The following is a 12,168-nucleotide window of genomic DNA, read 5'->3' on the forward strand; positions in this document are numbered from 1 at the left end:
GAAAGCCTCACTGCTGCTTGGGTTCCAGGGCGGCGACCTGCTTGGCCAGCCAGTTGGGTGCCAGCACCGAGACGACGGTGGTGCCCGCGGTGGCGCTGATGACGCCGGTCCAGGCGACCGGGCCCAGCGGCGTGCAACCGAAAAAGTGGCTGACGCCGGGGGTTTGGACGATGGCGACCAGCACACCCGCGCTCCCCAGCGCCGTGCCCAGCACCAGCGGGCTGTGGCGGCGCGTCAGCAGGGTCTGCGCGAGCTGCGTGGTCACCAGCGCGGTCAGCCCCATTGTCGACGTGCGGCGTTCGGTGCCCGGTGTCCAGCGACCGATGGCCCAGGCCGCCGTCGCACCCGCGGCCGTGATGGCGCCTCGGGTGACGATCTGCCGCATCAGCGGCGCGTCGAGGGAGGGCGGGGGCCCGGACAGCGTGGCCAACTGGAAGGCGCGGTGCAATTCCTCGGCGTCGCGGTCGACCCCTTCCTCGGCCTCCTCCGGTTCGGAGAACTGCGGGGTGACGGCGACCGCAAGCGCAGGGAACATGTCGGTGAGCAGGTTCACCAGCAGCAGCTGGCGGGTGCCCACCGGCGCCCGGCCGGTGCCCAGGGCGGTGCCGATGAGGGTGAACAGCACCTCGCCGACGTTGCCGCCGACCAGGATGCCCACCGCGTCCCGTACGCCACCCCACATCCCGCGCCCCTCGACCAGCGCGTCGAGCAGCACGCCGAGATCGTTGTCGGTCAGCACGATGTCGGCGGCCCCGCGCGCGGCGGACGAGCCGCGACCGCTCACGCCGATACCCACATCGGCCATCCGGATCGCGGCCGCGTCGTTGGCCCCGTCGCCGACCATCGCGACCGCCTGACCGCTATCTTGCAGCGCCGCGACGATCTGCACCTTCTGCTCGGGGCTGACGCGGGCGAAGACCTGGACGTCGGCGGCGACCTTGGCGCGATCCTCCTCGCCGAACGCGACGAGTTCGGCGCCCGTCATCTCGCGCGCGTCCGCCGGCAGGCCCAGTTGCCGGGCGATCGCCCGCGCGGTCACCGGGTGGTCGCCGGTGATCAGCACCACCCGCCGGCCGGCTTCCACCAGCGCCTCGATCAGTGGCCGCGCCGACGGCCGCGCGGTGTCCGCCAAACCGACATAGCCGATCAACTCGAGGTCGTGCGCGGCGGCGTCCACGGCGTCGGCGTCGGTGTCTTCCTCGCCGGTGCCGTGCTCCCAAGGGCGCTGAGCCACCGCCAGCACCCGCAGGCCCTGCTCGGCAAGGCGCAACACCAACGACTCGGCGCGGTCGAGGTCGGCGTCCGCATCGGCGAAGCGGCAGCGCGGAAGCACTTCTTCCGGCGCGCCCTTGACCATGAGCATCGGCCCGCCGTTGCCGCCCGCCGTGCCGATCGCGGCGGAGTAACCGCGGCTGGATTCGAACGGTACGTCCGCGATCACGGTCCAATCCGAGTCCCACTGGCGGTCAATGGAATTCGCTGCCGTGAGGATCGCCTCGTCGGTCGCGTGCGCGTGGCCGCCCCCATTGTGTGGCTGCGTGCTGCTGCGCGCCGCGGCCCGCACCACCGCGGCGGACGCCGGGTCGGTCACGTCGGGGAAAGGAGCGTCCGCGCCGGCCCCGTGCGGGACACCGCGGACGACGCGCAGGCGGTTCTCGGTGAGCGTGCCGGTCTTGTCGAAACACACCGTCTCGACCCGGCCCAGCGCCTCGACCGCCCGCGGCGTGCGGACCAGGGCCCCGCGCCGCGACAATCGCTGGGCGGCGGCCAGCTGGGCCAGGGTGGCCACCAACGGCAGGCCCTCGGGGACGGCGGCCACGGCGATGGCCACGCCATCGGCGACCGCCTGACGCAACGTTCCTTGATGCAGCAGCGCCAATGCGGTCACCGTCGCGCCGCCGGCCAGGGTCAGCGGCAGGACCTTGCTGGTCAACTCGCGCAGCCGGGCCTGCACCCCGGCCGCGGACTCGACCTCGGCGATCGCCGAAATCGCGCGCTGCGCGGCGGTGCCCGCACCCGTCGCCACGACGATCGCGCGGGCGTGCCCGGCGACGATGGTGCTGCCCTCGAACAGCATGCTGGCGCGGTCGGAGTCGGCGACGGCCACGGGCTCGACCTGCTTGTCCACCGGCAGCGATTCGCCCGTCAGGAAGGACTCGTCGACTTCGAGGTCCTCGGCGACCAGCAGGCGGGCGTCCGCCGGGACCACCTCGGGGGCGGCCAGGTCGATGATGTCGCCGGGGCGCAGCGACTTCGCGTTCACCGAGACCGTCCGTTCGACGGTGCGGGCCGCCTCCAGCCGGCGGTGTGCCGTGGCCACCGCGGGGAGCACCACGCGCCGCGCGTATTGATCCTGCTCGGCGAACAGCTCGGCGACGGCCGCCTCGGCCCGCAACCGTTGCACCCCGCCGGCGACGGCGTTGGCGGTCATCACGCCCGCCACCAGCAGTGCGTCGACGCTGCTGCCGACGATCGCCGAGGCCGCCGCCCCCACGGCCAGGATGGGCGTCAGCGGATCCGACAACTCGGCCCGCGTCGCGGTCAGCAGCCGCCCCACCCGGCTGGCCGGCCCGCGCAGCGGAGCGACCAGCGGGTTGTAGGACAGGTCGTCGAGGAGTTGTCGCCAGGGCGCGGCGCCGGGTTCGACGGCCAGGGGCCGTGTGCGGCTGGCCAGCCGGGAATAGACGATCTCCGGATCGAGGGCGTGCCAGGCGGTCAGCGGCTGTGGTGTCGGGTCGGGGAGCCGAAGCACCCGGGAGGCCGCGAAGGTGCCCTGCATCAGCGCGGCCGCCGCGGCGGCGTTGACCGGGTTGAGCCAGCGCTGCACGGCGAAGGGGCTCAGCGTGCGCGGGTCGCCGGTGACCAGCAGCAGGCCCGCGAGCGTGCTGCCGCCCTTCGCGAGGCGCACCGCGGACTCGGTCGCCTCCCGGGCCACCGGCAGCGCCGACAAGATGCGCACCGCTGCGGCCAGGTCCGTGCCGGTGATGATGTCCGCCGTCCACGGCGTCGCCGCCTGTGGGTCGTCCAGCGCCACCCCGACGTCGGCGATGGCCAGCGCGGCCAACGTGTCGGTGGACGCGAAGTCGCGGTGCAGCGCGGTGATCAGCAGCACGGGCCCGCGATCCGTGCGCAGGTCGCGTACCAACTGCAGCAGCGGCGTGCCCGGCGGGTGGCTCACGGCGACGCTGGCGGTCAGGTCCTCGGTGCCGGCGACGTTGCGTAACACCACCCGGGCGCCCGTCCGGTGCGCGATCTGCAGGAGCGGGATGGCGAACGGGTCGACCTCCCACCCGACGTCGACGCTGCCGACGCGCTCGCCGTCGACCACGAGATCGGCATGTTCGAGCCCCTGCGCCGGCGTCGCGGACGACCCTTGCGCCCGGGCCCACCGCAGCCGGGCGCCGGTGGCGGGCAACTCGTCCGGGTCCGGTTCGGGGGCTTCCTCACCGTGCAGCAGCGCGTCGGCGACCTCGTAGACGCGGTCCTCGTCCCACCCGGGTACGTCGCCGCGCGCCTGCAGCACGGCGCGGTTGTCGCCACGCAGTGCGGCGCCGTCGACCACGACCACCTTGACCCGGTCCAGCCGCCGCAAGGCGCCCGGGTCGAGAAACAGCTGCCCGGCGTTGGCCAGTCCGCGGCCGAGAACGGCGGCGAACGACTGCCGGCCCGTGTGTGCGGCCCGGGGCACGCCGGCCAGCAGCGCGCCGGCCGCGTCCTCGGTGCCGCCGCCGGCCAGCAGCGCACCGGCCGCGGCCACCAGCGAGGCGTTGGCGGCCTGGTCGGCGTACTCCTCCACCGGCCCGGCCATCGAGCCCTTCGCGGTGTCGATGGCGGCATCGATGGCCCCGCCCACCACCACGTGGGAAGCCTCCCCCGCCGCGGCCGCGGCCCAATTGTGCCGGGGCGCTTGCGATTTGGGGCCGGCCGAGGAGATGATCGGAACGACCGGGGCCTGCGGCCGGTTGGGTGAGGCCAGCTCCGGTTCGCGGTCCCGCCAGCGCTGGCGGTGCGCCGCGGCCTCGGAGACCTGCAAGCTTCGTTGTGCCAGGTCCAGCAGCGGTGTGCCGACCGCCTGCGTCAGCCCGTTGGCCAGTGCGGTCGACGCGCTGAGGGCGATGTCCGTGCCGACGCGACCCAGCCGCGACTCCAGCACGGCAACCACCCGCGGCTGATGATTCAGCAGCGCGGCGGCGGCGCGTGCGCTTCGCGGTGCGACGGGGAGGCGGCCCAGCCAGCCGGTCACCGCGGCTCCGATGGCTGCCACGTCCATGGCCGCCGCGCTGAACGGGACCAGGATCGCCAACGGATTTCCGGGGTCGGCGAACGGCGCGGTCCGGGGTGCCTCCTTGGGGGCGACGAGGGTCAAGTCCGCCGCGACGCGGCAGATCGTTTCGCGCACCCGGTCCAGCACGGCATCGTTATCGGGTTCGTGCTCGAATTCGACCACCAGCCGGCCGAGGGCGCCCTCGACGTGGGCCGAGGCCACGCCCGGAATCCGGCGGACCGGCTCCTCGACCGCCGGCGCGTGCTCGTGCCAGCCCGGGAACGGCAGCAACGGGTCCAGGTCCAGATGCACGCGCCGCCCGCTCTGCCACCGGACCGGCGGGGTGACGCTGGGCCCGGAACCGTTGGTGGAACCGGTCAATCCGACGGCCCGGCCCGTCGTCTGGGCCATCGACTGCACAACCGGGACCGCGAGTTCGGCGACCGGGTTGGTCAACGCCTGCAGAGCGCCCGCGGCCCCGGCGGCGGTGGACACGCTGGCGCGCACCACCTGCGCGGCCCCGTCGGTCATGCCGGCGACGACGCTGGCAACGCCCGGAATCCTCACTCGGTCACCCTTCGATTACCTCTACCGCGCCTAATGATCCTGGGGGGTTGGGGGCCTGTCCACATTTGCAACGGTGGACTTGCGACGACAGCGGTGACGCCGGTGGGTCGTGCCTTCCTTCGGTGACCGGTGGTGCAGTCGCTTCCCCTGCGGACAGGTTACCGGCTCGCCGGAAAACCAAACCTGCTGAACAGGCCGGGGTCCAGGAAGACGGTGATGGTGGCGATGCCGGCGGCGTCCGCGGCGAGGACGTGAATGGAATGGGCCCGCATCGTCCCGTCGGGACCGCGGCGGTACTCGGCGACCGCGGGTTGCGCGTTCGCGGCCGTCGGGATCATCGCGATATCACCGGCCTTGGCGAAAGCGCGCGCGGCCAGGAACCGCAGCACCGCGTCGCGCCCGGCGAACCACACAGGGAGAGGCGGCATTTCGAGCTTCACATCCGCCTGCAGCAACGCGGTGAGGGCGGCCATGTCCGCGTTTTCGAAGGCCGCGCAATAGCGGTCGAGCAGTTCACGGCGCTCGGCATCGTCGGGTTCGGACAGGCTTTCCTCGGTAGGGGAGAGCTCGGCGAGCCGGGCCCGCGCCCGTTGCAGCGAGCTGTTCACGGCGGCCGGTGTCGTTTCGAGCAGCTCGGCAACCTCGGCGGCACTGAACTGCACGACGTCGCGCAGGATTAGCACCGCTCGCTGGCGGGCCGGGAGCTCCTGCAGGGCCGTCATCACGGCCAGCCGCAGGCTTTCCCGCGCGGTGACGTTGTCCTCCGGCGTGAACATCAGCGAGTCGGGAATGGGCTCCAGCCACTCGTGCGCACCACCGACCGCGTCGAGGCTGGCGTCCGGGTCGGTCGATCCGTCACCCAACCCGGCCGGCAGCACGCGGCGGGCGCGGTTCTGCAGCGCCCGCAGGCAGGCGGTCGTCGCGATCCGGTACAGCCACGTTCGCAGCGCAGCGCGTTCCTCGAACGCCTGGTAGCCGCGCCAGCCGTTGAGATAGGTCTCCTGCACGAGGTCCTCGGCGTCGTGCACCGACCCGAGCATGCGGTAACAGTGCGCGATCAGCTCGGCCCGAAACGGCGCCGCCTGCGCGATGAAGTCCTCTTTCGCCGGCATGGCTTCTCCTGTCTCGGCTGCGACCGAACGCTACTCCAGTACAGAGACGGCGGACCGGGGAAATTCATCGGTCCGCGGGCGATGAATTTCGGTGCGGCGACGTCTCTCAACTAGTGGACGCACATTCCATGAGAGCGAGAAAGAACATGAACGAGCCACTGATAACCCATGGGCTGGCCGGCACCACGGCGATCGTGACCGGGGCGAGCCGCGGATTCGGCCGCGCCATCGCCGGCGCGCTGGCGGTGGCCGGCGCCGAGGTGGTCGGCGTCGCGCGCAACGGATCCGGTCTCGACGAGGTGCGCGACGAGCTAAGCGGCTTCCTCCCGGTGGTCGCCGATGCCGCCGACCCGGCGACGGCGCAGCGGCTCATCGACGAGTACCGGCCGCGCACACTGGTCCTGTGCGCCGGGGCGACGCCGCAGATGAGTCCACTGCAGGACCAGAGCTGGCACAGCTTCAGCGAGAACTGGAATGTGGATGTCGCGCAAGCGTTTCACTGGATCCGCTACGCGCTGCGACGGCCGCTCGCGCCGGGCAGTTCGGTGATCGCCGTGTCGAGCGGCGCCGCCGTGGCCGGGTCACCGCTGAGCGGGGGCTACGCGGGCGCGAAGGCCACGGTCAGGTTCATCGCCGGCTACGCCGCGGTCGAATCGGAGCGGTCCGGCCTGGGGATCCGCTTCGTGTCCGTCCTGCCGCGGTTGACCCCGGCCACCGACCTCGGCGCCAAAGCCGTCGCGGCGTACGCCGAACGGCAGGGGGTCGACGTCGAGTCGTTCGTGCGGGCCGGTGGACCCGCGCTCAGTGCGGAACAGGTGGGCGAATCCGTCCTTTCGATCGCCACCGATGGCCGGGGCGGCGGGGACGCGTATCTGCTCACGTCGACCGGCCTGTCGGCAGTGGCCTGAGACCCTCGAAACCCCAAGGAGGACAACGTCATGAACACACCCCCCATCGTGTCGGCGCGGGACTGGGCGGCCGCACGCGAACAATTGCTGGTGAAGGAGAAGGAAGTGTTGCGGGCCCACGACGCCCTGGCGGCGGCCCGCCGGCGGATGCCCTGGCTGGCGGTCGACAAGGACTACGCGTTCGAGGGGCCCGAGGGCCGGGTCAGCCTGCTGGGCCTCTTCGGGGGCCGGCGTCAGCTGATCGTGTACCGCGCATTCTTCGAGCCGGGCGTGGACGGCTGGCCCGACCATGCCTGCCGCGGCTGCTCGATGATGGCCGACCACGTGGGGCACCTCGCCCATCTGAACGCTCGTGACACCACCCTGGTGTTCGCGTCGCGGGCACCGCAGGCCGACATCGCGCGGCTGAAGGCGCGGATGGGTTGGCACATGCCGTGGTACACGCTCACCGACGATTTCGATGCCGACTTCGGCGTGGACGAATGGCACGGCACCAACGCGTTCATCCATGACGGTGACCGCGTGTTCCGGACCTATTTCATCAACAACCGCGGCGACGAGGTGATGGGCAACACCTGGAGTTACCTCGACATGACCGCGCTCGGGCGCCAGGAGAACTGGGAGGACTCGCCGAACGGCTACCCGCAAACCGCGCCGTACGAGTGGTGGGAATGGCACGACGCATACGGGGAGCGCGCGCCGTCACGGTGGTTCGGGGATCCCGATCCGGACAATCCCAACGACCCGCGGCCGGCACGCGGCGGCTAAATCCGGCAGACCGCAATTCGCGTTTCAGGCCCGAATAACACGAATGCGCGGTAGCCGTCCACCGGCTACTCGCGCAATATTCGGCTGAGTAAATTCGCTATAAAATTCGGTGGTTCGCCCTGTTGACGTGGTACCCGGCCGGGAACGACTTCTCGATGACCTGCAGCTGGTGGTCCACCCTGGACTCGAGCTCGAGGACCACGCAACTGTCGCCGACGGCCTTCGATTCGAGGACTATGTACCGCTGACCGCAATCCATGATGGGATCACCTGAGTGCAATGTTTCGACGGGCACCAATTCCGGGCTTCCGTTTGATTCCACCCATCACACGCTAGGTCAATTCCGCGAGCGAGGGAATAGTTTCCCCGCCACCCTCACGATTCACTGCGCTCCGGGCTGCTTGAAGAACACACTGACGCGCGAGATCAGCCCGTCGTCGCCCCGCTCGAACAGGATGCATTCCGGCCACCGCTTGGTGACGCCGTCGATCTCGAACGCCTCGGTCAGCTCCACGTAGGACAGGCGGGTGTTCACGTGCGAAACCCGATGCACGTCCAGCCGATGACCGGCCAAGTTGGTGAGGACCTTACGCAGGTAGGCGACGTAGTGCTGCTTGCCCTCGACGACGTCGCAGAACGGGCCCTCGCGAGTCAGGCCTTCGTCGGCGATCGTCGTGGCAAGGCCGTCCCAGTCGTGTGCGGCCAGGCAGTCCAGGTAGCGCTCGATGACTCCGGTGGTCACGTCGACTTCACGCACAACACAGTAGGCGACCGACGAGGGTCAGAAAACAGGTTTGCCCAAGCGCTGCGCCGGGCGCGGCGAAGCGGGCCAGAATAGGGCGATGAGCGCACCCAGCGCACCCGATTCGCCGCCCACGGCCCCGAGTTGCTATCGGCACCCGGGCCGCCCGACGTATGTGCGCTGCAACCGTTGTGAGCGCTACATCTGCGGGGACTGCATGCGCAGCGCCGCCGTCGGTCAGCAGTGTGTGGAGTGCGTCCGGGCGGGCGCCCGGACCATCCGGCAGCCCCGGACCCGCTTCGGTGGGCGGCAACGGTCGGCGACGCCGGTGCTCACGTACGCCCTGATCGCGGTCAACGTGGCGGCGTTCGTGCTGCAGATGGCGTCGGGGCAGCTGGAGAGGCAGCTCGCGCTCTGGCCGCCGGCGGTCGCCGAAGGCCAGTTCTACCGCCTGGTGACGTCGGCATTCTTGCACTACGGGGCAACGCACCTGCTGTTCAACATGTGGGCGCTCTACGTGGTGGGGCCGCCGCTCGAAATGTGGCTGGGCCGATTGCGTTTCGGCGCGCTCTACGCGCTCGGCGGGTTGGGCGGCTCGGTGCTGGTCTACCTGGTGTCGCCGCTCGAAACGGCCACGGCGGGCGCCTCCGGGGCGATCTTCGGTCTCTTCGGTGCCACCTTCGTGGTGGGCAAGCGGCTGGCCGTCGACGTCCGCTGGGTGGTCGCGGTCATCGCGATCAACCTGGTCTTCACTTTCGTTGTCCCGCTGATCAGTTCGCAACGCATCAGCTGGCAGGCGCACGTGGGCGGGCTGGTCACGGGTGGGTTGGTCGCCGCGGCCTACGTCTACCCGCCACCGCAGCGGCGGAACACGGTTCAGGCCGCGGTGACGATCGTGGTGCTGGCGGCGTTCGTCGTGCTGATCTGGTGGCGCACGGCGGAATTGCTCGCGGAGTTCTCCGCATGAGCTGGTGGGTCGCCCACGCCGAGCACACGCTGACCGAGGACGTGCCCGCGCCGCCGGGCGAAGTCCGTGACTTCTACGTGGACCTGGACAACATCAAGATCGTCCACCCGCTGATCGTGTCCGTGGAGACGCTGTCGCGCACCGAAACCGCGGACGGTGTCGTCCACAGCTATCGGGTTCGGGACCGGATTCCGTTGGGGCCGTTCAGAATGACCATCACCTACCGGGCCCGGTTGCGGGTGCCGGCGGCGGGCGATGTGCTGACCGAGGCCGACCAGTCCCCGGGGGTTCACCTGCGCGGGACGGTCAGCTTCGAGCCGATCGCGACGGGCACCCGTGTCACCGAGCGAATCCGGATAGCGGCGCCCCGGCTGCTCGCCCCGATGACAACACGCGAGGCCGTCAAGGCGCACATCGAGATGCTGGCCGGCATCCGCCGGCACTTCGAGACGGGATGATCAGCGCGGCTTCCACTCCGACGTCAGCGCCGACTCCGAGAGATACTTCGTCGAACTCCACCCGCCGTCGACGACGATCGTCTGGCCGTTGATGAAGGCCCCACCGGGCGAGCACAGGAACGCCACCGTGCTCGCCACGTCGTCGACCGTGCCCAGGCGCTGATGCGGTGTCATCTCGATGTTGATGCGCCGGAACCGCTCGTCGTGCAGGCGATGCTCGGTCATCGGCGTCTGAATCACCCCGGGCGCCACCGCATTACAACGTATCCCCTGCGCCCCGTACTGGCAGGCGATGTGGGTGGTCAGCGCCGTGAGGCCGCCCTTGGCCGCCGAGTACGCGCCGCCACGCAGGCCGCCGACCACGGCGAAGGTCGACGTGACGTTGATGATTGCCGACCCGGGAGGCATGTGCGGCAACACCTCCCGGATGAGGCGGAACGGGGCACGCAGCATCAAACCGAGGAAATGGTCCAGCGATTCGTCGTCCGTCTCGTGCACCGGCTTGGGGCTGCCTATCCCGGCGATGTTGATCAGAAAGTCGATGTGGCCCCACCTGTCCAGGGCGGTGTCGGTGATCCGCTTGGGCGCATCGTCGTCGGTGAGATCGACGGCTACCGTCGCCACCCGGTCGGGGTCGCCGATGTGGCGCGCCAGCCCGGCGAGCTTCTCCTCGTTTCTCCCGGTCGCCACGACCGCCATGCCCGCCTCGGCGAGCTTGACCGCGCAGCCGAAGCCGATCCCGCCGCTCGCCCCCGTCACCACCGCTACCTGCATGTCACTGCTCCGCCTTCATGAGCGCCGCCTTGATCTGGTGCTTCAATATCTTCCCCGCGTCGTTCTTGGGCAGCACATCCCAAAGCACAAGCTGCTCAGGGGCTTTGAACCGCGCCAGCCCCGACTCTTCCAGGAAGCCGCGCAGGCTGGCCACATCGAGGCCGGGACCGCCCACGGGCACCACGACGGCGCAGGCCCGTTCCCCGGTCCGGTCGTCGGGCAGCCCGACGATGGCGATCTCCGCGATGCCTGGGTGTCCGGCGAGGATGTCCTCGACTTCCTTCGGTGAGATGTTCTCACCGTTGCGGATGATGATGTCCTTGGCGCGTCCGGTGACGACCAGGTAGTCGTCGTCGAGCCATCGCGCCAAATCTCCGGTGCGGAAGAAGCCCTCGTCGTCGAAGGCGTCCACCTCGTCTTCGGGGTGGTGGTAGCCGGTCAGCATCTGCGGCCCCCGCGCGTGGATCTCCCCGCCGACGATCTTGACCTCGGCCAGGCCGACGCGACCGTCGGTGTCGGCGGCGTGATCGATGTCCCGCACCGACCCGACCGTGGTGACCGGGACTTCCGTCGATCCGTACACCCGGGTGACGATCGCCGACTCGAAAAAGGCCGCGGCCCTGCGGATCAGCGCGGGCGCCACCGACGCGCCGCCACAGACGAACAGCTTCAGATCCGGGAGCCGGGTGCCGGCGCGCTCCGCCGCGGCCAGCATGTGCTCCAGGAACGGTGTCGCCCCGGCTATGTGTGTGCACCGCTCGGCCTGCACGAGGGCGACGGCGTCGTCGCCGTCCCACCGCTCCATCAAGACCGCGGTCGTGCCCAGCAGTAGCGGGCATTCGAACGCGTAGATGGAACCGCCGATGTGCGCGATCGGCGACGCCACCAGGAACGCGTCGCCCGGCTCGATGAGCCAGTGCTCACCGAGCTGGCGGATCAGCGCGTGAATCGAGTTATGGCTATGCAGAACGCCTTTCGGCCGTCCCGTGGTGCCCGACGTGTAAAGGATCATGCGGACGGCATCGGGATTCAGCGTGGGCAGCGCCGCGCCCGAGGGCCGCTCCTCGAGCAGCGCTTCGTAGGGGACGCTATGCCCATCCGGGTCCCCCCGCACCAGCACGACCTCGGGCGGCGACTCCAGCTGCGCGGTCACCCGGCCCAGCATCGCGGCATAGTCGTGATGACCGAACTGCGCTGGGACAAAGATCATTCGGCTGTCGGCGTCTTCCAGGACGAACCGGAGTTCGCGGTCGCGCATGGACGGCAGGATGGGGTTGGCCACCATCCCCGCCAACGTACTGCCCAGGTAGATCACCGCGGCCTCGTGCCAGTTTGGCAGCATGAAGGAGACCACGCTGCCCGGTGGGATCCGCGCAAGCAGCGCATGCGCCAGCGCCGTTGCCTGTCGGTACAGGCTCACACAGTCCAGCCGCCGGTCCCCGTCGACGAGCGCCACCCGTTGCGGCGTACGCTCGGCGGCCTCGCGCAGCGCGTCGGCCAGCGTGCCGGGGACCCACCAACCGCGCGCGTAGGCCTCGGCGGCGCGTTCGTCGTCCCACCGGACCCACCGCCCGCCGATCAGCTTCCGGGTGGATGCCATTGCGGCAG

General features: G+C 70.5%; 9 protein-coding genes and 1 pseudogene. 4 read left to right on the forward strand and 6 right to left on the reverse strand.

The features are described 5' to 3' along the window. Nucleotides 1–7: 7 nt before the first annotated feature. Together A5758_RS06765 and A5758_RS06770 are read right to left on the reverse strand one after the other, a co-directional pair. Nucleotides 8–4,831, reverse strand: coding sequence for a cation-translocating P-type ATPase (locus tag A5758_RS06765; RefSeq protein WP_067738028.1), 4,824 nt, complete (start codon nucleotides 4,829–4,831; stop codon nucleotides 8–10). Nucleotides 4,832–4,989: 158 nt separating this feature from the next. Continuing rightward, a pseudogene (locus tag A5758_RS06770) lies at nucleotides 4,990–5,970 on the reverse strand (sigma-70 family RNA polymerase sigma factor); the annotation flags it as partial. A 119-nt stretch (nucleotides 5,971–6,089) separates the two neighbouring features. Between A5758_RS06770 and A5758_RS06775 the strand changes: the two are divergent. Both A5758_RS06775 and A5758_RS06780 read left to right on the forward strand, forming a co-directional pair. Further along, nucleotides 6,090–6,851, forward strand: a complete 762-nt coding sequence (locus A5758_RS06775; protein ID WP_067738033.1) for an SDR family NAD(P)-dependent oxidoreductase — start codon at nucleotides 6,090–6,092, stop codon at nucleotides 6,849–6,851. A 30-nt stretch (nucleotides 6,852–6,881) separates the two neighbouring features. Next, on the forward strand, nucleotides 6,882–7,619 hold the full coding sequence (locus tag A5758_RS06780; protein ID WP_067738037.1) for a DUF899 domain-containing protein: 738 nt from the start codon (nucleotides 6,882–6,884) through the stop codon (nucleotides 7,617–7,619). 97 nt (nucleotides 7,620–7,716) lie between these two features. Here the strand turns inward: A5758_RS06780 and A5758_RS26215 are convergent, their stop codons facing one another. Next, entirely contained in the window at nucleotides 7,717–7,941 is a 225-nt protein-coding gene (locus A5758_RS26215) for a hypothetical protein (RefSeq protein WP_007167137.1), read from the reverse strand. A gap of 60 nt (nucleotides 7,942–8,001) precedes the next feature. Then, nucleotides 8,002–8,376, reverse strand: coding sequence for a nuclear transport factor 2 family protein (locus tag A5758_RS06790; RefSeq protein WP_067738040.1), 375 nt, complete (start codon nucleotides 8,374–8,376; stop codon nucleotides 8,002–8,004). Nucleotides 8,377–8,461: 85 nt separating this feature from the next. On the opposite strand from A5758_RS06790, the gene A5758_RS06795 reads away from it, so the two are divergent. Beyond that, the gene (locus A5758_RS06795; protein WP_067738042.1) at nucleotides 8,462–9,328 is read left to right on the forward strand and encodes a rhomboid family intramembrane serine protease; all 867 of its coding nucleotides are present in this window, start codon (nucleotides 8,462–8,464) and stop codon (nucleotides 9,326–9,328) included. Then, nucleotides 9,325–9,786 (forward strand): SRPBCC family protein, encoded by a 462-nt coding sequence (locus A5758_RS06800; protein WP_067738045.1) that lies wholly within the window; start codon nucleotides 9,325–9,327, stop codon nucleotides 9,784–9,786. The genes A5758_RS06795 and A5758_RS06800 overlap by 4 nt, the downstream gene beginning before the upstream one ends. On the opposite strand, the gene A5758_RS06805 is transcribed toward A5758_RS06800, so the two are convergent. After that, nucleotides 9,787–10,560, reverse strand: a complete 774-nt coding sequence (locus tag A5758_RS06805; RefSeq protein WP_067738048.1) for an SDR family NAD(P)-dependent oxidoreductase — start codon at nucleotides 10,558–10,560, stop codon at nucleotides 9,787–9,789. Between the two features lies 1 nt (nucleotide 10,561). After that, the gene (locus A5758_RS06810; protein ID WP_067738051.1) at nucleotides 10,562–12,160 is read right to left on the reverse strand and encodes an AMP-binding protein; all 1,599 of its coding nucleotides are present in this window, start codon (nucleotides 12,158–12,160) and stop codon (nucleotides 10,562–10,564) included. Between the last annotated feature and the right edge of the window lie 8 nt (nucleotides 12,161–12,168).

The organism is Mycobacterium sp. 852014-50255_SCH5639931 (assembly GCF_001665605.1).
Taxonomy (GTDB): domain Bacteria; phylum Actinomycetota; class Actinomycetes; order Mycobacteriales; family Mycobacteriaceae; genus Mycobacterium; species Mycobacterium paraffinicum.

Excerpts from the sequence above, each read along its gene's own strand:
- A5758_RS06800 (WP_067738045.1), top strand. The coding sequence starts at position 9,325 with ATGAGCTGGTGGGTCGCCCACGCCGAGCACACGCTGACCGAGGACGTG.
- A5758_RS06775 (WP_067738033.1), top strand. The coding sequence starts at position 6,090 with ATGAACGAGCCACTGATAACCCATGGGCTGGCCGGCACCACGGCGATC.
- A5758_RS06795 (WP_067738042.1), top strand. The coding sequence starts at position 8,462 with ATGAGCGCACCCAGCGCACCCGATTCGCCGCCCACGGCCCCGAGTTGC.
- A5758_RS06810 (WP_067738051.1), bottom strand. The coding sequence starts at position 12,160 with ATGGCATCCACCCGGAAGCTGATCGGCGGGCGGTGGGTCCGGTGGGAC.
- A5758_RS06780 (WP_067738037.1), top strand. The coding sequence starts at position 6,882 with ATGAACACACCCCCCATCGTGTCGGCGCGGGACTGGGCGGCCGCACGC.
- A5758_RS06805 (WP_067738048.1), bottom strand. The coding sequence starts at position 10,560 with ATGCAGGTAGCGGTGGTGACGGGGGCGAGCGGCGGGATCGGCTTCGGC.